Genomic DNA, 20028 nt, shown 5'->3' on the forward strand with positions numbered 1-20028 from the left:
ATGTGCGCTTACTTGGCGGCTGTGCTAGCCGCTCGCTCTTTGGCAATCAGTTGATCGGCAACTTCCAGGGTCTTTTCCGGACCACCGGCAGAACCCAGGTCAAAGCGGTACTTGCCATTGACGATCATGGTCGGAACGCCAGTCACTTCGTACTTCTTGGCCAGTTCCTTGTACTGGGCGATCTTGCCCTTGACTGCGAAAGAGTCGAACGTTTTCAGGAAGTCTTCCTTGTTCACGCCCTGTGTGGCGACGAAGTCAGCCATGTCATTCTTGTCGGTCAGACGCTTGCCGCCTTTCTGGATGGCTTCGAATACGGCGGCGTGAACCTTGTGCTCGACGCCCATGGTGTCGAGGGTGATGAACAGCTGGCCGTGTGCATCCCACGGGCCGCCGAACATGGCAGGGATGCGTACGAACTTGACGTCGGACGGCAGTTTTTCAATCCACGGATTGATCGTTGGCTCGAACGCGTAGCAGTGCGGGCAGCCATACCAGAACAGCTCGACGACTTCGATCTTGCCTGGCTCGGCAACAGGCACAGCGCTCGCCAGCTCGACGTATTGCTTGCCTGCCTCGATGGGCGTGGCGGCCTGGGCGGACATACCGAACAGACTGGCGGCAACCAGAGCGGCGCTGATGATCAGATTACGCATGCTTTACTCCTGAGCAGATTGAATCGCCTTCAAGCGACGGTGGTTTCGACCGGACGCGAAAGCCTGAGTTCGTTAGTGTAACGCTGAGGTTGTAAAAATGGGCGACCGCAGACGGCCTTTTTGCATAAGGAGTGAAGCAGGTCATGTCTGAATGTTCCAGCACACCGGTCAGAGCGGCGCGATACGGTGTGAGTGTGGGCCGGGGGACAGGTGTGTCATTATATGCGCACGCATCCAAACGAAACCGACACCTCTTGCCGCACCCCTTGCAGGCAGGTCTTCACCGGAAATCACATGCAACTCAAAAACCCCATTCTCGGTCTGTGCCAACAGGCCACGTTCATGCTCAGCGCCGCCAAGGTCGACCAATGCCCCGACGACGAAGGTTTTGAGGTCGCATTTGCCGGTCGCTCCAACGCGGGCAAATCGAGTGCGCTGAACACCCTGACCCACGCCAGCCTGGCGCGCACATCCAAGACCCCGGGGCGTACCCAGTTGCTGAATTTTTTCGGCCTGGACGAAGATCGCCGTCTGGTCGACCTGCCCGGTTACGGCTACGCCAAAGTGCCCATCCCGCTCAAACTGCACTGGCAGCGTCACCTGGAAGCCTACCTGGGCAGCCGCGAAAGCCTGAAGGGTCTGATCCTGATGATGGATATCCGTCATCCAATGACCGACTTCGACGTGCTGATGCTGGACTGGGCCATCGCCAGCAACATGCCGATGCACATTCTGTTGACCAAGGCCGACAAGCTGACCTACGGCGCGGCCAAGAACACACTGCTCAAGGTTCAGGCCGAGATTCGCAAAGGCTGGGGCGATGCAGTGAGCATCCAGTTGTTCTCGGCCCCCAAGCGCATGGGGCTGGAAGAGGCTTACACCGTGCTGGCCGACTGGATGGAACTGGAAGACAAGGCGCCTGCGGAGTAAATCGCAGGCAAAAAAGACCCCGGACTTCGCATGGGGAGGGGGAAGTTCCGGGGCTTAAGGTCCAGACCTTAGGGTGGGATCTGGATAACTGCCAACACTTAACACAACTAGGAGCACGATCGATTTTTCAACCAATCGACACGTCTGACTCCTGTCCAAACGGTTAAGTTCCAGCAGTGAAGAAAAGTTCACATTTCCTACAATATTTGACGAACCTGCGCACAGGTTCGCCTCTTCAGGCTCAGTGAGCCTCGTCCCAATTGTTGCCAACCCCCACTTCCACCAGCAACGGCACGGCCAGTTCCGCTGCGCCGCTCATGTGTGGACGGATCTGTCCACTGATCTGATCGACCAGGTCCTCGCGCACTTCAAGCACCAGTTCGTCGTGAACCTGCAGGATGACCCGAGCATCCAGACCGGACTCGTCCAGCCAGCCATTCACCGCCACCATGGCTTTCTTGATGATGTCCGCAGCGGTGCCCTGCATCGGCGCGTTGATCGCCATGCGTTCCGCGCCTTTGCGCAGGGACTGGTTCTTGGCGTTGATGTCCGGCAGGTACAGGCGGCGGCCGAAGATGGTTTCGACAAAACCTTGCTCGGCAGCCTGGGCGCGGGTGCGCTCCATGTAGTTCAGCACGCCAGGGTAGCGGGCGAAGTAGCGGTCGACATACGCCTGTGACTGCTTGCGATCGACGCCAATCTGCTTGGCCAGGCCGAACGCGCTCATGCCGTAGATCAGGCCGAAGTTGATCGCCTTGGCGCTGCGACGCATGTCAGTGGTGACGTTTTCCAACTCGACGCCAAACACCTCCGCAGCCGTCGCACGGTGAACGTCCAGGTCATTGCGGAATGCGTGCAGCAAGCCTTCGTCCTGGGCCAGATGCGCCATGATCCGCAGTTCGATCTGCGAATAGTCGGCGGCCAGCAGCTTGTAGCCCTTCGGAGCCACGAACGCCTGACGGATGCGCCGGCCTTCAGCAGTACGAATCGGGATGTTCTGCAGGTTCGGATCGCTGGAGGACAAACGCCCGGTGACCGCCACCGCCTGATGATAGGAGGTGTGAATACGCCCGGTACGCGGGTTGATCTGCTCCGGCAGGCGGTCGGTGTAGGTGCTCTTGAGCTTGCTCATCGAGCGGTATTGCATCAGCACCTTGGGCAGCGGGAAATCCTGCTCCGCGAGTTCGGCAAGCACGGCCTCGGCAGTCGATGCCTGACCGGTGGCGGTCTTGCTGAGAACCGGCATACCAAGTTTTTCGTAGAGAATCACGCCCAGTTGCTTGGGCGAGCCGAGGTTGAACTCTTCGCCGGCAATGGCGAAGGCCTCGCGTTCCAGCGCGGTCATCTTGTCGCCCAGTTCGACGCTCTGGATGCCCAGCAGGTTGGCATCGACCAGCGCGCCCTGGCGCTCGATACGTGCCAGCACAGGCACCAGCGGCATCTCGATATCGTTCAATACCGGCTGCAGGGTCGGAATCGCGGCCAGCCGTGCGTCGAAGACTTCATGCAGGCGCAGGGTCAGGTCCGCTTCTTCGGCGGCGTAATTGCCCGCATGCTCCAGGGCAATCTGGTCAAAGCTCAGTTGTTTGGCGCCTTTGCCGGCAATCTCCTGGAAATTGATCGGCGTGTGCGTCAGGTACTTGGCCACCAGGCTGTCGCGGTCGTGGCGGGTGGCGCTGGAGTCCAGTACATAGGATTCCAGAATGGTGTCGAAGCGCACGCCCTGCAGGTCGATGCCTTGAGCCTGATCGCCGTCGATCGCGCAATTGGCAAGCAGGTTGATGGCGAACTTGGCGTGCTGGCCGACCTTGATTTTGTCCGGGTCTTCCAGCAGCGGCTTGAGCGCCTTGAGCACGGTGTCGCGGTCCAGCTGCTGCGGCACGCCCATGTATGAATGGGTCAGCGGAATGTAAGCGGCTTCGTGGGTCTGAATGGCGAAGGACAGGCCGACCAGTTGCGCACGCTGGGCATCGGTGCCGTTGCTCTGGGTGACGAAGGCAAACAGTGGCGCGGCCTGCAGCTTCTTCAGCCAGGCATCGAACTGGCTCTGTTCAAGAATGACTTCATAAGCCGCTTCTCTGGCCTCGACGGTCGGCTCTTCGACGGTCAGCTCCTGGCCGGCACGTTTGGCGTCGCGTTGCAGGTCTTCGATCCAGCTCTTGAATTCCAGCTCGGCGTACAGCTCCATCAACGTGTCGCGGTCGGGCTCGCCGCAATGCAATTGATCCAGTTCGATGTCCAGCGGTACGTCGATCTTGATGGTCGCCAGTTCGTAAGACAGAAAGGCCATCTCACGATGCTCTTCGAGTTTGGCGGCCAGGGTCTTGGCGCCACGGATCGGCAGGGAGGCGACCTTGTCGAGGTTCTCGTAAAGCTCCTTGATGCCACCGCCAATGCCGACCAGCAAACCGACCGCGGTCTTCTCGCCAACGCCGGGCACGCCGGGAATGTTGTCGACCTTGTCGCCCATCAGGGCCAGGTAATCGATGATGTGCTCCGGACCGACGCCGAATTTCTCTTTCACGCCCGCGACATCCAGCACGCTGCCGGTCATGGTGTTGACCAGAGTGATATGGCCGTCGACCAGTTGCGCCATGTCCTTGTCGCCGGTGGAAATCACCACTGGACGATCGGCCGCCGCGCTGCTGCGTGCCAGCGTGCCGATCACGTCATCGGCTTCGACGCCTTCGACGCACAGAAACGGGTAGCCCATGCCTTTGACGCAGGCATGCAGCAGGTCGACCTGCACACGCAGATCGTCCGGCATGCTCGGCCGGTTGGCTTTGTAGTCGTTGTACAGCGCATCACGGAACGTCCCGCCCTTGGCGTCGAACACCACCGCGAGCGGGCTTTCCGGATACTGGCGCCGCAGGCTTTTGAGCATGTTGAGCACGCCCTTGACGGCACCGGTCGGCAATCCTTTGGAGGTGGCCAGTGGTGGCAGTGCGTGGAAGGCGCGGTAGAGGTAAGAGGAACCGTCTACCAGGACGAGTGGCGCTTGGGTCATGAGCAGAATCAACCTTTTCGGCGGGGTCGGCGCTAGAATGCGCGAACCATTGACGACAAAGGGACAAGGTTATCATGTGCAAGGTAAATCGACTGATATTGACCGGACTGTTGGCCTTTTGCCCTTTGTTCGCTATTGCAGCAGAAGATCCACCTTCAGCGGCGCCGGACGTTACTATTCGCACCGACGGTGACAGAACCATTCAGGAATATCGCCAGAACGGCTTTCTGTATGCGGTTAAAATCACCCCGAAACACGGCAAGCCCTATTTTCTGGTGCGCGCCGATGGTACAAGCCCCAATTTCATTCGTTCGGACCAACCGGACATGCTGATCCCGCAGTGGGAAATATTCAGCTGGTAGCACCCTACATTCACTTCAATCGTTGGCAGTCCTGATATGTCCGTTTTTACCCCCCTGGCTCGGCCCGAGCTGGAAACATTTCTCGCCCCTTACGGGCTCGGCCGTCTGCTTGACTATCAGGGCATCGCTGCCGGTAGTGAAAACACCAATTACTTCATCAGCCTGGAGCAGGGCGAGTTCGTGCTGACGCTGGTCGAGCGCGGCCCGGTTCAGGAGATGCCGTTCTTCATCGAACTGCTCGACGTGCTGCATGAAGCCGATCTGCCGGTGCCTTATGCGCTGCGCACTACCGATGGTCAGGCGCTGCGCGAGCTGGCAGACAAACCGGCGCTTTTGCAGCCGCGTCTGCCGGGCAAGCACATCAGCGAGCCGAACACCCAGCATTGCGTGCAGATTGGCGAGTTGCTGGCCAACCTGCATCTGGCGACCCGTGGGCAGATCGTCGAGCGCAAGACTGATCGCGGCCTGGACTGGATGTTGAGCGAGGGGCGCAATTTTCTGTCGCACCTGGGCGAGACCCAGCGGGCGCTGCTTGAAAACAGCCTTCAGGAGATCGAGGCGTTCAAACCACAGATCATGGCGCTGCCGCGTGCCAACCTGCATGCCGATCTGTTCCGCGACAACGTACTGTTCGAAGGGACGCACCTGACCGGGTTGATCGATTTCTACAATGCCTGTTCGGGGCCGATGCTATATGACCTGGCGATTGCTCTCAACGATTGGTGTTCCCGCGAAAACGGTCAGCTCGATGCTGTCCGCGCCCGTGCCTTGCTGGGTGCCTATGCGGGCTTGCGACCGTTCACGGCGGCGGAATCGAAGCTCTGGGCGACAATGTTGCGTATCGCTTGCGTGCGTTTCTGGCTGTCACGTTTGATCGCCGCCGAAACCTTCGCCGGTCAGGACGTGCTGATTCATGACCCTGCGGAGTTCGAGCGCCGCCTGGCCGAGCGCCAGGAAGCGCACATTGCGTTGCCGTTTGCGCTCTGAGACCAGACCTGTCTCCGCGCGTCTGAACCCGTCGGACGGTTGACTCTCGTTCCCATGCTCCGCGTGGGAATGCAGTGCGTGACGCTCTGCGTCGCAAGAGGACGCGAAGCGTCCAGACCGGCATGCCCACGCGGAGCATGGGCACGATAGTGTTATCCCTGACGACTATCGTTCCTCACGCTCCAGCGTGGGAATGCAGTTCGTGATGCTCTGCGTCACACAGCAGTGCTGCGATGTGGGCGGTGGCAGTCAGAGACTGCTCAGGCAACCTGCCAAATCATCCGCCAGCTTTTGCAGGACTTGCTCGTAACCCTGCGCGGTGGCCGGGGTGTAGCCGCCCAGTCCATCCAGTTCGGCCAGTTTGACCGGCAGGCCGGCGCTCAGGGTTTCGGCCAGGCGCGGGCGCAGGGGTGGTTCGCTGAATACGCAGGTCTTGCCGGCAGCTTTCAGGCGTTCGCGCATGGCGGCGACGTGCTGGGCGCCGGGCTGGATCTCGGCGGCGATGGCGAATACCCCGGCATGCTTGAGCCCATAAGCCTCTTCGAAATAATCGAAGGCCTCGTGGAACACGAAGTAGGGCTTGCCTGCCACTGCGCTGACACGCTGCTTGATACGGCCGTCCAGCGTATCGAGGCGTTTGCTGAAGGCCTCGGCGTTGCTGGTGTAGCGTGCTGCATTGGCAGGGTCGGCAGCGCTCAGGTCAGTGGCCATTTTTGCGGCGATCACCCGCGCGTTGACGGTCGACAGCCACAGGTGCGAATCGAGACTGCCTGGCCGGTGGTCGTGGTCATGTTCGTCTGCGTCGTTGTCGTGATCATGCTCGTGGTCATCATGCGAGGCATTGTCTTCGCCAAAGTGACGCAAGTGCATGCCCGGCAGCGTCTGCACGGCAACTGCAGGCAGTTTGCGGCCCTGAAGGACGCGCGGCAGGAAGGTTTCCATGTCCGGGCCGATCCAGTAGAGCAACTCGACTTCCTGTACACGCCGTACGTCGGATGGGCGCAGCGCGTAGTTATGCGGTGAGGCACCCGGCGGCAGAAGCACTTCCGGTGTCCCGACGCCATCCTGCACAGCCGCTGCAATCAGTTGCAGAGGCTTGATGCTGGTCAGCACTCGGACTTCGGCCTGAGCAGGGGCGATGATCAGCAGGCTGACCCAGAAAACAGCAGCAAGATTTAAAAGACGGCGCACTCGAATCACTCATATCAGCCAGGAACGGGTAACATAATAACGTCTCTAGCCAATATCGTCGCTGCTCATGCCCAATACTCCCCTGGCCAGTCGCCCCCATGACCACTCTCACTGCGTGCATTCGGCCCTCGCCGAAGCCGATGCGCTGTGCGCCAAACAGGGTCTGCGCCTGACCACCTTGCGCCGTCGCGTGCTGGAACTGGTCTGGCAAAGCCACAAGCCGCTGGGTGCCTACGACATCCTTGCAGTGCTGAGTGATGAAGACGGTCGCCGTGCGGCCCCGCCAACCGTTTACCGTGCGCTGGATTTCCTCCTGGAAAACGGGCTGGTGCACCGTATTGCCTCGCTCAATGCCTTCACGGGCTGCAACCACCCCACCCACGCGCATCAGGGCCAGTTCCTGATTTGCCGCCTGTGTCATGCGGCGATCGAGCTGCAGCACCCGGCCATCAGCAATGCCGTGGTCGATGCTGCCGCAGGCGTCGGCTTCGCGGTCGAAGGCCAGACGGTCGAGATCGTCGGCGTTTGCGCTGGCTGCAAGGCCGCTTGATGTCGGATGCATTGATACGTCTGGACAAGGTCGCCGTTACGCTTTCCGGGCAAAACGTCCTGGATGACATCCAGTTGAGCGTCAAACCCGGCGAGATCGTCACTTTGATCGGCCCCAACGGTGCAGGCAAGACCACGCTGGTGCGTGCGGTGCTCGGACTGCTCAAGCCCGACGCCGGTAGCGTCTGGCGCAAGCCGAGGCTGCGTGTCGGCTACATGCCGCAAAAGCTGCATGTGGACCAGACGCTGCCGCTGTCGGTGCTGCGTTTCCTGCGTCTGGTGCCCGGTGTGGATCGCACGGCCGCAGCGTCGGCGCTGGAAGAAGTCGGCGCCGGGAAAGTCATCGACAGCCCGATTCAAGGCATTTCCGGTGGCGAGATGCAGCGTGTTCTGCTGGCGCGCGCGTTGTTGCGCAAGCCTGAGTTGCTGGTCCTCGACGAACCGGTGCAGGGTGTCGACGTGGCCGGACAGGCCGAGCTGTACAGCCTTATTACCCGGCTGCGCGACCGCCACCAGTGCGGCGTGCTGATGGTTTCCCACGATCTGCATCTGGTCATGAGCACCACCGATCAGGTGGTGTGCCTGAACCGTCACGTCTGCTGCTCCGGGCATCCCGAGCAGGTCAGCCATGACCCGGCCTTTGTCGAGCTGTTCGGCAACAATGCGCAGAGCCTGGCGATTTATCACCACCATCACGACCACGCCCATGATCTGCATGGCGCGGTGGTGAATGACGCTGCGTCCCTCCCTCATACTCATGTTCACGGAGACAGCTGCAAGCATGGCTGATTTTCTACTGTATGCCTTGCTCGCAGGCGTCGCGCTGGCCGTTGTTGCTGGCCCGCTGGGATCATTCGTGGTCTGGCGGCGCATGGCTTATTTCGGCGACACACTGTCCCACGCCGCGCTGCTCGGCGTCGCGTTGGGCTTCCTGCTGGATATCAGCCCGACCATCGCGGTGACGGTCGGCTGCCTGCTGCTGGCGGTGTTGCTGGTCACGTTGCAACAGCGCCAACCGCTGGCCTCGGACACGCTGTTGGGGATTCTGGCACCGAGCACCTTGTCGCTGGGGCTGGTGGTGCTCAGTTTCATGCACGAAGTGCGCATCGACCTGATGGCCTACCTGTTCGGCGATCTGCTGGCTATCAGCCCGGCTGATCTGGGCTGGATTCTGGGCGGCAGCACGTTGGTTTTGGTACTGATCGTCGCACTGTGGCGCCCGCTGCTGGCAATGACCGTGCACGAAGAACTGGCGCGGGTCGAGGGCCTGCCGGTTGCTACACTGCGCATGACCTTGATGCTGCTGATCGCCGTGGTGATCGCGGTGGCGATGAAAATCGTCGGTGTTCTGCTGATTACCTCGCTGTTGATCATCCCGGCGGCTGCGGCACAGCGTCACGCCCGTTCGCCGGAGCAAATGGCGCTGGGCGCAAGCCTGTTGGGCGTGATAGCCGTGTGTGCCGGGCTATCATTGTCGTGGTTCAAGGACACCCCTGCCGGACCGTCTATAGTGGTTTGCGCTGCAGCGTTGTTCTTGCTCAGCTTTGTTCTACCCAGGCGAGCGGTGTAGACTTGCTCGTTTTTTGCGCAAACTAGAGAATCGCAGGAATGAAGCCGTTCGCCCCACGCTATCTGCTGCTTGTCGCATTTTCCATCCTGCTGGGTGCCTGCCAGAGTGCGCCCACTGTCGAGACGCCTGCCTCCGAGGCCCAGCCTGACGCGTTCGCTCAGCTTGAGCAGAACATCGCCGGTAATGAGCTGGCAACGGCTGAGGACCAATTGGCGGCGTTGCAGGCTGCCAATCCTGCCGACATCCGTCTTGAGCCTTTTCAGCGTCGTTTGGCCGAAGCCTATCTGAGCCGCAGCCAGATCAGCCTGCAGAAGGGTGACATGAACGCGGCGGCCTCTGCGCTGAGCCGCGCACGCGCCCTGATGCCCAAGGCACCGGCGCTGACCAGCGGCGTCAACGGCGCCATTGCTCATGCGCGCAAGGCCGAGCTGGAAAAAGCCGAAGCGGATTTGAAGGCGGCCGAAGCCAGAAGGGTTGCCAAGCTCATCGATCCGTCGGCAGAAAGCACGACAATTGAACTCAAGATCGGCGATATGCGTGCATTGCGTCGTCAACTGGACGATATCGCAGCGGATACCGTAGCGTTCAACTGTGAAGTGCTGATGGTGGTGCCGCGCACCGAAGACTATCCGTGGCTGGCCACGTTGCTGACCAAGCGGGTGGTCAAGGCCAATCCGGATTTCGAGCTGCAATTGCGTCGCCAGATCGAGCGCAATGAAAAAGCGCAGATCATCCTGACGCCAGCGAAGCCCTGAGTCGATCCTCCAAAGCGGACGCAGAGCGTCCAGAACTGCATTCCCACGCGGAGCGTGAGGAACGAGAAGTGTTGCGGAGTCTATGTGGGGGCGGGAACGTTCAGAAAGGCGCTCCCACGCCGGAGCGTGGGAGCGATGTAGCAGCGTCAGATCAAGCCGGAACAGCCTTGGCTTTCACTTCACGATCCCACACACGGTGCTGAGCAATCGCGTTGAAGAACGCTTTGAACGATTTGCTATCGGACACTTCCAGCAGCCCGGCATCTTCTTCCAGGCGTAGCAGGCTCAACAGCTCTTTGGCTTCCCCGGCAAAGGAGATGGCCTTGAGGTGCTTGTAGGCTTCCAGGATGAAGTGCAATGCCACGCCGTCGCCTTTCAGGGCTTCGATCGAAGCCTTGCCACCCGGCACGAACACTGCGTCGAACGCTACCGAAGGCAGGCCTTCAGCCGATGCGTCCACTGGCAGGCTCTTGCCGTCAGCTGTCTTGACCGGTGCGGAGGTCGGGCCCAATACCTTGGCGTGTGCGCCTTCGGCAGTCAGTGCAGCCTTCATGGCTTCGACCGCTTTGCCGTCGACGCCGTCAGCCACAAGAATGGCAACCTTGCGCGAAACGATATCGCCAGACAGCAGGTTGACCTGGCTCAGCGCCGGCGACTCTTTTACCGATGTCTGACGCGCAGGTACGGTACCGGCTGTCGGTGCTGGCAAGCCCAGGTTGGCAGCTACACGTTTGGCCAGCTCCAGATCGATGTTGGCCAGAATCTCGTTGACCTGACGGGCACGGATGTACTCGCGCTCGACTTTGCCCAACTCGAAGCTATAGGCCGCGATGATGTGCTCTTTCTCGTGATGGCTCATGCTCTGGAAGAACAGGGTGGCCTGCGAGAAGTGATCGCCGAACGATTCGCTGCGCTCACGCACCTTGTGCGCTTCAACGCGCTCAGGGTAGGTCTCGAAGCCGCCATCTACCGGGCCGGCAGGGGTTTCTTTCGGCCAGCCGCCATCGATCGAGTTCGGCTCGTAGGAGGCGCGGCCCTTGTCGATAGTGGTGCGATGCTGTGCGTCACGCTGACCGTTGTGGTTCGGCGCAATCGGACGGTTGATCGGGATTTCGTGGAAGTTCGGCCCACCCAGACGGCTGATCTGCGTGTCGGTGTAGGAGAACAGGCGACCTTGCAGCAGCGGGTCGTTGGAGAAATCGATACCCGGCACGATATGGCCGGGGCAGAAGGCAACCTGCTCGGTTTCGGCGAAATAGTTGTCCGGGTTACGGTTCAAGACCATCTTGCCCAGCGGGGTGACCGGCACCAGCTCTTCCGGGATGATCTTGGTCGGATCGAGCAGGTCGAAGTCGAACTTGTGCTCGTCCTCCTCGGCAACGATCTGTACACCCAGTTCCCATTCCGGATAGTCGCCCATCTCGATGGACTCCCACAGGTCGCGGCGGTGGAAATCGGTGTCCTTGCCGGCGAGCTTCTGTGCTTCGTCCCAGACCAGCGAGCACACGCCGAACTTGGGCTTCCAGTGGAACTTCACGAAGCTCGACTTACCTTCGGTGTTGATGAAGCGGAAGGTGTGGATACCAAAGCCCTGCATGGTGCGCAGGCTTTTCGGGATCGCACGGTCGGACATGGTCCACAGCACCATGTGCGCGGATTCCGGCACCAGCGAGACGAAGTCCCAGAAGGTGTCGTGAGCCGAGCCGCCCGTAGGGATTTCGTTATGCGGCTCGGGTTTCACCGCGTGCACGAAGTCAGGAAACTTGATGGCGTCCTGAATGAAGAACACCGGCATGTTGTTGCCCACCAGGTCGAAGTTGCCTTCGTCGGTGTAGAGCTTGACGGCAAAGCCACGCACGTCACGCACGGTGTCGCCCGAGCCGCGTGGGCCCTGAACGGTGGAGAAACGCACGAACACCGGGGTCTTCTTGCCCGGATCGCGCAGGAAGCCTGCTTTACTCAGGGCGCCGTGGTCTTCGTAAGTCTGGAAATAGCCATGTGCTGCAGTACCGCGGGCGTGGACGATACGCTCCGGAATACGCTCATGGTCAAAGTGCGTGATCTTTTCACGCATGATGAAGTCTTCAAGCAGCGATGGGCCGCGGCTGCCGACTTTCAGTGTGTTCTGGTTATCGGAAATCTTGACACCGTGATTGGTGCGCAGGGCCTGCTGGGTCGCGTCCGAGCGGAACTGCTCAAGGCTTTCCAGCTTCTCGTTGGTATTGCCACGGTCCAGGGTGTCGGTACCTGCCAATTCGCTCTTGGGCGTTTGGGTTACAGGTGGTGCGTTCTTGCTAGCCATCAGAGACTCCTTATCTCGCCCCAATCATTGAGTTGGGTTCGCTGAATACGACTTCCCTGGCGTAAGCGGGAAATCACGGTATCCAAGAAGTGACCGGAGCAAAAAACAGCCGTTCCTTTTATTTTCGACCTGCGATCACCAACGGTCGTGTTATGTCCATTGCGCAGGACAGCCTGCAAATAAATGCTAAGCACAGCGGGCAGGACAGGCTAAAATGCGCGCCCGGCTCAATCTGGCCGAGGTAACGAAGCAAGTGGAATTGATCCACTGCGCTGATTTTTTAACGCGCCCCCACAAGGTTCGCTCCGTGATCGAGTTTCATAACGTCCACAAAACCTATCGGGTGGCAGGCAAGGAAATACCGGCCCTGCACCCCACCAGCCTGCGCGTCGACAGTGGCCAGGTGTTCGGCATCATCGGCCACTCCGGCGCGGGCAAAAGTACCTTGCTGCGTCTGATCAACCGCCTGGAAACCCCGAGTGGTGGACAGATCGTGGTCGATGGCGAAGACGTCACTGCGCTCGACGCCAATGGCCTGCGCCGTTTCCGCCAACAGGTCGGGATGATTTTCCAGCACTTCAATCTGCTGGCGTCCAAAACCGTGGCCGACAACGTCGCCATGCCGCTGACCCTGGCAGGCGATATGCCGCGCAAGCAGATCGACCAGCGTGTGGCCGAGTTGCTGGAGCGGGTCGGATTGTCCGATCACGCCAAAAAGTACCCGGCACAACTGTCGGGCGGCCAGAAGCAGCGTGTCGGCATCGCCCGCGCACTGGCTACCAAACCCAAAATCCTGCTGTGCGATGAAGCCACCAGCGCACTGGACCCGCAGACCACTGCGTCGGTCTTGCAACTGCTGGCCGAGATCAATCGTGAGCTGAAGCTGACCATCGTGCTCATCACCCATGAAATGGACGTGATTCGTCGCGTCTGCGATCAGGTGGCCGTGATGGACGCCGGGGTGATTGTCGAGCACGGCAGGGTCGCTGATGTGTTTCTGCATCCACAACACCCGACCACCAGGCGCTTTGTGCAGGAAGACGAGCAGGTCGACGAAAACGAACAGCGCGATGATTTCGCTCACGTTCAGGGCCGTATCGTGCGTCTGACGTTTCAGGGCGAGGCCACCTACGCGCCGTTGCTCGGCACGGTGGCGCGGGAAACCGGCGTCGATTACAGCATCCTCGCCGGTCGTATCGACCGCATCAAGGACACCCCTTACGGGCAGTTGACGCTGGCCATCACCGGCGGCGACATGGACGCCGCCTTCGCGCGCTTCACCGCCGCTGATGTTCATATGGAGGTGCTGCGCTGATGGACGCTTTTCTGAACCTGTTTTCCAATGTCGACTGGTACGAGATCTGGGTGGCCACTGGCGACACGCTGATCATGCTCGGTGTATCGCTCGGTTTCACCATCCTGCTCGGCCTGCCGCTGGGCGTGCTGATGTTTCTCACCTCGCCGCGTCAGTTGCTGGAGCACAAGCAGCTGTATGCGACGGTCGGGGTGATCGTCAACATGCTGCGCGCGCTGCCGTTCATCATCCTGCTGATCGTGATGATGCCGTTGACCGAGATCATTACCGGTACGTCACTGGGCATCCTCGGCACGTTGCCGCCGCTGATCGCCGGTGCCACGCCGTTCTTTGCGCGCCTGGTAGAGACCGCCTTGCGCGAAGTGGATCGCGGCATCATCGAAGCCACGCAGGCCATGGGCGCGACGACCCGGCAGATCATCGTCAAGGCGCTGCTGCCTGAGGCGCGCCCCGGCATTCTGGCGGCGATCACGGTGACCGCCATTGCGCTGGTGTCGTTCACGGCCATGGCCGGTGCGGTGGGCGCTGGCGGGCTGGGCGACCTGGCGATTCGTTATGGTTATCAACGCTTCCAGAACGATGTGATGTTCGTGACGGTCGTATTGTTGCTGGTGCTGGTGCAGATTCTGCAGACCATCGGCGACAGACTGGTCGCGCATTTCACACATCGTTGATCGAATCCGTTGGTATTGGCCCGCCTGTGCGGGCCCGAAGGAGTTGTTGCATGAAGAAACTATTGGCCATATTCGCCGCTGTCACCGCCTTGTCCGCGCAAGCCAACGAAACCCTGACCGTCGCGGCCTCTGCCGTGCCGCACGCCGAGATCCTCGAGTTCGTCAAACCGACCCTGGCCAAAGAAGGCGTGGATTTGAACATCAAGGTGTTCAATGACTACATTCAGCCTAACGTGCAGGTGTCGCAGAACCGTATGGACGCGAATTTCTTCCAGCACCAGCCGTATCTGGATGAGTTCAACAAGGGCAAAGGCACTGATCTGGTGGCCGTGGCCAAGGTGCACATCGAGCCTTTCGGCGCTTACTCCGACAAGTTCAAGACGCTGGCAGAGCTGCCCAACGGCGCCAATGTCGCCCTGCCCAATGACGCCACCAACGAAGGCCGCGCCTTGCTGCTGCTGGCCAAGGCAGGTCTGATCACCCTGAAAGAGCCGGGCAACATCCTGTCCAAGCCTTCGGATGTCGTGAATAACCCGAAAGACCTGAAGTTCCGTGAGCTGGAAGCGGCCACGCTGCCCCGCGTCCTGACTCAGGTCGATCTGGCGCTGATCAACACCAACTACGCCCTGAGTGCCAAGCTCGACCCGACCAAGGACGCGCTGATCATCGAAGGTGCCGATTCGCCCTACGCGAACATTCTGGTGGCCCGCCCGGACAACAAGGACTCGGACGCGATGAAGAAGCTGGTAGCCGCCTTGCAGAGCCCGGAAGTGAAAACATTCCTGACCGAGAAGTACAAAGGCGCTGTGGTTCCGGCGTTCTGATCCGATTGTACCTTGCGGTTCTCGCGCCAGTGCTCTGCGTCCCTTGTGACGCAGAGCGTCGGGAACACCTTATCGCTCCCACGCTCTGTGCTCATAGTTATACAGGCGCGTCGTGGGAGCGAGCTTGCTCGCGAAGAGGCCGGTAAAGCCTCCAGAAAATAGAGCGTTTGGACCAAGTCGTCGTGAGCAATGCGGATCGCCGCCCCGGTCACTCCCGCAGGAATCTCACAGGCCCTAATCCCTTTCCAGCAGCCCCGGCAATTGCTTCACCAGCTTCTGATTGTTCAGCGGTGCGCGGATAAAGCCTCGTTGCGTACCATCCGGGCCGATCAAAGCCAGATTACCGCTGTGGTCGACGAAGTAGTTCGCTTTGCTGGTGTCTGCGGGAATGAACGGAATGCTCACGGCATTGGCCAGTGTCTGGATATCAGCGACAGGTGCCGTCAGGCCGATGTACTGCGGGTCGAAGTAGCCCAGGTATTGCTTGAGCTGCTGCGGCGTGTCGCGGTTCGGGTCGACGCTGACCAGTACCACCCGCATGCGCTTGACTGTCTCTTCGGGCAGCTCGGTCCTGATCTGCTTGATCTGCGCCAGGGTCGTGGGGCAGATGTCCGGGCAGAAGGTGTAGCCGAAGAACATCAACGTCCATTGGTCTTTCAAGCCATCAAGCGCTACAGCCGCGCCGTTCTGGTCGGTCATGCTCAGGGCCGGTAACTGGCGGCTTTTGGGGAGCAGCACAATACCGGCGTCGTTGAGCGCCGCCTGGTCCTGTGGGTTGCGGCCAGTCAGCACCTGGCTGAGGATCAGGCTCAGAAGCAGGGCGACAATGGCAGCAACAATGAAAACGGTTTTATGAGTACGGGTCATGGTGTCGGCGCGGGTAGTGATCGGCATGCGGCCGGGGATGATGGCCTATATCGCGCACCGAGCCTAGATCTAGGGCGTGGTGACATCGAACAGCGTATAGGCCAGCGTCAGACGTTTTACATCCTCGGGTATGTCACGGTCGACGATGAAGCGCACCGGCATCTCGATGCGCTCGCCCGGCTGTAATGTCTGTTGGGTGAAGCAGAAGCATTCGGTCTTGTGAAACCACGCTGCGGCCTTTCCGGGCGAAATACCCGGTACGGCCTGGGCTTTCATCGGTCTGTCGGTCGGGTTCTGCGCGATGAAGATCATCTCGTTGAGCGCTCCGGGATGGACCTGCATCTGGCGCGACTGCGGGTAGAACGCCCAGGTCATCCCAGCCGCATTGCCGGCAGTGAACAGCACATCGATCTGGCGTGAAGCGTCCTGACCCGCTACGCCATTGTCGTTGTGTCCGGTCAGCACGCCGTAAAGCGACGGCAATGCCAATCCGCACATCAATATGATCACTATTAAACACGTCAAACGCAGAACGAGCTGTTTGGACAAAAGAGGCTGGCTCATGCGTGGCTCACTTTTTATGTCTGACAGCGTGTCGAAATAGCTGCGGGCGACTTCAGAGTAGCCTGCTTATTCAAAACGCGAACTGCAGCGCACCCGCATCGCCGGGGGAAGGCAGTCGTTTTCGGTCAAAAGTTGAGCAAAATATGCCCTGATAGCGCAAATGTATCTAAATGTGAGTTGCATATAGCAAAACCGTCTTAAGCATTTAGTTAAGCAAGCTAACGTATGACTCTCCATCAACGAACCATGGGGTCTGACGCCTCAAGGAGTCCCAGCAGCCATGAACACCGCCGCATTGCGCGAGCAGATACAACTAGCCCATCAACATGAGGCCCGGACCGGCCACTTGCTGCAACAGTTGGAACAAAAGCTCCCACATCTTCATCCCGCCATCCACCTGCCGGAAGTCGACGCGAAAGACGTACTGACGCGTTTCGTCACGGCCTATATCGATCTGGTCCCCGATCTGCTGGACGCTGCCCATGAGGTCGCGCTGCACGCCGGGATCGAAGGGCAGATAAAGCCGGTGTTGAAAATCGCCGAGCATTTTTTCGCGGCCCCGCCTTCCATCATGGATGGGCATGAAGGCCTGGAAAGCCTGTTGGACGAGGCTTATCTGGCGCATCGGCTGGTCGAGGAAGTGAATGACCTGTACATCAAGCATTTCGGTCAGCCGCTGATACCGTCAAATACCACGGTTGCCAGCGTGATTGCCCACCAGTTGATCGGCGAGCAATTTGCCAACCAGCTGGACGAAGCGGTTCACCATGCTGTCGATGAGCTGCTTGATGAGGAGAGTTTCGCGCTGGACTCGGTCGAGGCCTACCGCGAGAAGCTGATCAGCCCTGAAACGGGTGCGGCCTGGCAGCGCTGGCCAAGCCTGTCACGGCAATTGGGCGTCGGCCTGGAGCTGGAGCGCTCCGCGGTCTGATTCAGAGGCCCGAATCACTGTCTTCGCCCGCAATGGAAGGAGCCGGATATCGCTCCGCTGCTACGCGAAGACCCATCCGGCTCACATGTCCCAGAGCTGTGATAACAGGGTAGCGTCTGTCAGGCGGCGCCCGAGCCGATCCCCGTTGTCGTGTAGATCCGCCCTTCAAGACGACGCTTCAAGCCACGCGATTCGATAAGCAACCGGGTGCCATGAGCGGCATTGGAACGACCCCATTCTTCCAGCAGTTCCAGACACGAGTGGTCGATGTAGGACAAATTGCCCAATGGCACATGCACCGTGCTGCCCTGCGGAATAGTGCCCAGTGCCTGAGTCAGCGCCGGCACCTTGAGGAACGTTGCGGCACCGACCAGACGCAGCTCGAATTCCTTCTCGGCCGCCAGTTCGACCACACTGATCTTCAGACGCGAAGCCTTGAACGCCAGCTTCACCAGGGTCAGACCAAAACCGACCAGTACACCGGTCAGCAGGTCGGTGAAGATGATTGCCACGGCAGTCGCCGCATAGGTAAACATCGGCATCCGGCCATAGCGACCCAGACCACGAAACGCCTTCAGATCGACCAGCTTCAGACCGGTATAAACCAGCACACCAGCCAGACTCGCGACCGGAATACTCTGCAGTACGCTCGACAGCAGCAACACGAACGCCAGCAGCCACAGACCGTGGAAGATCGTCGAGAAGCGCGTGGTGGCACCGGCCTGGACATTGGCCGAGCTGCGCACGATAACGCCGGTCATCGGCAACGCACCGAGCACGCCGCAGAGCATGTTGCCCACGCCTTGAGCGCTGAGTTCCTTGTCGAAGTCCGAACGCTGGCCACTGTGCATGCGGTCAACCGCCGAGGCAGAGAGCAGCGTTTCGGCACTGGCAATGAACGCCACAACGATAGCGGCAACCAGAATGGCCGGGTCGGCCAGGTTCATCAGGTCGGCCGGGCGAAGCCAGTCGATGGCGTCGGCCAGGTTGTCAGGCACTTCGACACGCTTGACCTGCAAGGCCATGAACAGGCTGATGCCGGTTGCGATACCCACGCCCAGCAGCGCGCCGGGTACGAAGCGCAAAGACTGCGGACGAAGTTTTTCCCAGCCCCACATGATCAGCATGGTGCCCAGACCGAGCATACCGGCCTGCATGCCGGTGCCTGGTCCGAAGGCCTGGATCAGTGTGGAAGGGAAGGCGATCAGATTGTCCAGCCCGGAAGGTTTGGGACCGCTGTCGAACATCACGTGTGCCTGTGACAGTACGATCAACACGCCGATACCGGCGAGCATGCCATAGACCACCGCAGGCGCCGTGACCCGGAACCAGCAGCCGAGCTTGAATCGACCTGCCAGCAGCTGAAGTAACCCGGCGAGTACCAGAATAGGACCCAGCATGGCCATGCCGTGCTCGCGTACCACTTCAAAAACCAGTACTGCCAGACCGGCTGCGGGTCCGCTGACCTGCAACGGAGAACCGGCTATCCAGCCGACTATAAGCCCGCCTACGATGCCGGTGATCAGACCTTTGGCCGGAGGCATGCCGGATGCGATGGCGATCCCCATGCACAGCGGCAGGGCGACCAGGAACACGACCACGGAAGCGAGCAGCTCACGTGGTAAAGCGGTTTTCAATGCTGTAATACCCATGACGCTTCTCCGGAATTCTTCAGACGAGGCAAGACGGGCGACGCGCATCCTGCGCAGCCGCCATCAGCTGATAAAGAAGGGCTTGCCGTCAGTCGGACTGGTGATCAGTCGGCTGAAAAGCGTGCTTTCGGTGAAGCCATCGGCGTCGGTCCCGAACCGTCGAGCGGTATGAAACGATCGAGCTCGGCGTCATAAGCCAGGATTTCGCTGGTTTCGATGCTGTAGACCCAGCCGTGAATGAACAATTGGCCGCTGGCCATTTTTGCTGCGACCGAAGGGTGGGTGCGCAGGTGTTGCAACTGGGAAATCACGTTTTCCTGAGTCAGGACCTGCATGGTTTCCAGTTCGCCGCTGCAGCTGCAGTTCTGCTCGACTACCGTGCGGGCAACCTCGGCATGACGCAACCAGGCTTTTACCGTAGGCATCTTGTCCAGGCTGTCAGGGTTGAGCACTGCGCGCATGGCGCCGCAGTCAGAGTGTCCGCAAACGATGATGTGCTGCACGCCCAGTGCAACCACTGCGTATTCCAGAGCGGTGGACACGCCGCCGTTCATCTGGCCATACGGCGGGACGACGTTGCCGACGTTACGCGTGACGAACAGGTCGCCAGGCGAACTTTGGGTGATCAATTCGGGCACGATGCGCGAGTCGGCGCAGGTGATGAACATGGCCCGTGGCGATTGGGCAGTCGCCAGCTTCTTGAACAGCTCTTCCTGCTGGGGGAAGACCTCGTTACGGAAATGTACAAAGCCATCGACGATATGTTTCAACGCTACGTCGGCGCTGTCTGAATGGCTTGATGTGCTGGACGACGTAGCCGAATGCTGTTTACCGATGTCTGTCATGTCTTCATCCTCTCTGACGAATTGATGTGGATTCTTCATGCCTGTTTGAC

Annotated in this window: 19 protein-coding genes; 11 read left to right on the plus strand and 8 right to left on the minus strand. The window is 60.0% G+C overall.

Annotated features, from left to right (window positions below; all coding sequences use genetic code 11):
* Window positions 1-8: 8 nt before the first annotated feature.
* Window positions 9-653 (minus strand): thiol:disulfide interchange protein DsbA/DsbL, encoded by a 645-nt coding sequence (locus tag BLR16_RS13350; RefSeq protein ID WP_003432225.1) that lies wholly within the window; start codon window positions 651-653, stop codon window positions 9-11.
* Window positions 654-947: 294 nt separating this feature from the next.
* On the opposite strand from BLR16_RS13350, the gene yihA reads away from it, so the two are divergent.
* A complete protein-coding gene (yihA, locus tag BLR16_RS13355) occupies window positions 948-1583 on the plus strand; it encodes a ribosome biogenesis GTP-binding protein YihA/YsxC (protein WP_003341625.1) in 636 nt (211 codons plus the stop codon).
* A 241-nt stretch (window positions 1584-1824) separates the two neighbouring features.
* On the opposite strand, the gene polA is transcribed toward yihA, so the two are convergent.
* Entirely contained in the window at window positions 1825-4590 is a 2766-nt protein-coding gene (polA, locus tag BLR16_RS13360; RefSeq protein WP_092194306.1) for a DNA polymerase I, read from the minus strand.
* 74 nt (window positions 4591-4664) lie between these two features.
* On the opposite strand from polA, the gene BLR16_RS13365 reads away from it, so the two are divergent.
* Complete coding sequence (locus BLR16_RS13365) at window positions 4665-4952, plus strand: DUF2782 domain-containing protein (RefSeq protein WP_003367388.1); 288 nt, start codon at window positions 4665-4667, stop codon at window positions 4950-4952.
* Between the two features lie 36 nt (window positions 4953-4988).
* Complete coding sequence (locus BLR16_RS13370) at window positions 4989-5939, plus strand: homoserine kinase (protein ID WP_003367386.1); 951 nt, start codon at window positions 4989-4991, stop codon at window positions 5937-5939.
* 249 nt (window positions 5940-6188) lie between these two features.
* On the opposite strand, the gene znuA is transcribed toward BLR16_RS13370, so the two are convergent.
* The gene (gene znuA / locus BLR16_RS13375) at window positions 6189-7130 is read right to left on the minus strand and encodes a zinc ABC transporter substrate-binding protein ZnuA (protein ID WP_003367385.1); all 942 of its coding nucleotides are present in this window, start codon (window positions 7128-7130) and stop codon (window positions 6189-6191) included.
* 67 nt (window positions 7131-7197) lie between these two features.
* Between znuA and BLR16_RS13380 the strand changes: the two genes are divergently transcribed.
* From BLR16_RS13380 to BLR16_RS13395, 4 genes are read left to right on the plus strand one after another with little or no spacing between them, the layout of a single operon-like run.
* A complete protein-coding gene (locus tag BLR16_RS13380; protein WP_003425978.1) occupies window positions 7198-7680 on the plus strand; it encodes a Fur family transcriptional regulator in 483 nt (160 codons plus the stop codon).
* Window positions 7680-8468 carry a zinc ABC transporter ATP-binding protein ZnuC gene (znuC, locus tag BLR16_RS13385; RefSeq protein WP_003367380.1) on the plus strand — a complete coding sequence of 263 codons (789 nt, stop codon included), beginning with the start codon at window positions 7680-7682 and terminating at the stop codon, window positions 8466-8468. The genes BLR16_RS13380 and znuC overlap by 1 nt, the downstream gene beginning before the upstream one ends.
* Complete coding sequence (gene znuB, locus BLR16_RS13390; RefSeq protein ID WP_003367378.1) at window positions 8461-9249, plus strand: zinc ABC transporter permease subunit ZnuB; 789 nt, start codon at window positions 8461-8463, stop codon at window positions 9247-9249. The genes znuC and znuB overlap by 8 nt, the downstream gene beginning before the upstream one ends.
* Window positions 9250-9287: 38 nt before the next feature.
* Window positions 9288-10004: a PA5502 family lipoprotein gene (locus tag BLR16_RS13395; RefSeq protein ID WP_074806603.1), complete on the plus strand. Its 717-nt coding sequence runs from the start codon at window positions 9288-9290 to the stop codon at window positions 10002-10004.
* A 151-nt stretch (window positions 10005-10155) separates the two neighbouring features.
* On the opposite strand, the gene katE is transcribed toward BLR16_RS13395, so the two are convergent.
* Entirely contained in the window at window positions 10156-12306 is a 2151-nt protein-coding gene (gene katE, locus BLR16_RS13400) for a catalase HPII (RefSeq protein ID WP_003367375.1), read from the minus strand.
* Window positions 12307-12613: 307 nt separating this feature from the next.
* Between katE and BLR16_RS13405 the strand changes: the two genes are divergently transcribed.
* From BLR16_RS13405 to BLR16_RS13415, 3 genes are read left to right on the plus strand one after another with little or no spacing between them, the layout of a single operon-like run.
* A complete protein-coding gene (locus tag BLR16_RS13405; protein WP_003317372.1) occupies window positions 12614-13621 on the plus strand; it encodes a methionine ABC transporter ATP-binding protein in 1008 nt (335 codons plus the stop codon).
* Window positions 13621-14295 (plus strand): methionine ABC transporter permease, encoded by a 675-nt coding sequence (locus BLR16_RS13410; RefSeq protein ID WP_003317371.1) that lies wholly within the window; start codon window positions 13621-13623, stop codon window positions 14293-14295. Before BLR16_RS13405 ends, BLR16_RS13410 begins: the two co-directional genes overlap by 1 nt.
* Before the next feature lie 50 nt (window positions 14296-14345).
* Window positions 14346-15119 carry a MetQ/NlpA family ABC transporter substrate-binding protein gene (locus BLR16_RS13415; RefSeq protein WP_003432230.1) on the plus strand — a complete coding sequence of 258 codons (774 nt, stop codon included), beginning with the start codon at window positions 14346-14348 and terminating at the stop codon, window positions 15117-15119.
* Window positions 15120-15353: 234 nt separating this feature from the next.
* Here BLR16_RS13415 and BLR16_RS13420 read toward each other — a convergent pair whose 3' ends face one another.
* Window positions 15354-15986: an SCO family protein gene (locus BLR16_RS13420; RefSeq protein WP_092194337.1), complete on the minus strand. Its 633-nt coding sequence runs from the start codon at window positions 15984-15986 to the stop codon at window positions 15354-15356.
* Window positions 15987-16055: 69 nt separating this feature from the next.
* Window positions 16056-16550 (minus strand): cytochrome c oxidase assembly protein, encoded by a 495-nt coding sequence (locus BLR16_RS13425; protein WP_054081229.1) that lies wholly within the window; start codon window positions 16548-16550, stop codon window positions 16056-16058.
* A 280-nt stretch (window positions 16551-16830) separates the two neighbouring features.
* Between BLR16_RS13425 and BLR16_RS13430 the strand changes: the two genes are divergently transcribed.
* Window positions 16831-17481: a hypothetical protein gene (locus tag BLR16_RS13430; RefSeq protein WP_003367366.1), complete on the plus strand. Its 651-nt coding sequence runs from the start codon at window positions 16831-16833 to the stop codon at window positions 17479-17481.
* A 119-nt stretch (window positions 17482-17600) separates the two neighbouring features.
* Here the strand turns inward: BLR16_RS13430 and BLR16_RS13435 are convergent, their stop codons facing one another.
* Together BLR16_RS13435 and BLR16_RS13440 are read right to left on the minus strand one after the other, a co-directional pair.
* The gene (locus tag BLR16_RS13435) at window positions 17601-19133 is read right to left on the minus strand and encodes a SulP family inorganic anion transporter (protein ID WP_074806607.1); all 1533 of its coding nucleotides are present in this window, start codon (window positions 19131-19133) and stop codon (window positions 17601-17603) included.
* Between the two features lie 104 nt (window positions 19134-19237).
* The gene (locus BLR16_RS13440) at window positions 19238-19978 is read right to left on the minus strand and encodes a carbonic anhydrase (protein ID WP_003432243.1); all 741 of its coding nucleotides are present in this window, start codon (window positions 19976-19978) and stop codon (window positions 19238-19240) included.
* Between the last annotated feature and the right edge of the window lie 50 nt (window positions 19979-20028).

Origin of the sequence: Pseudomonas sp. BS3767 (assembly GCF_900099665.1) — a bacterium.
GTDB lineage: Bacteria > Pseudomonadota > Gammaproteobacteria > Pseudomonadales > Pseudomonadaceae > Aquipseudomonas > Aquipseudomonas cerasi.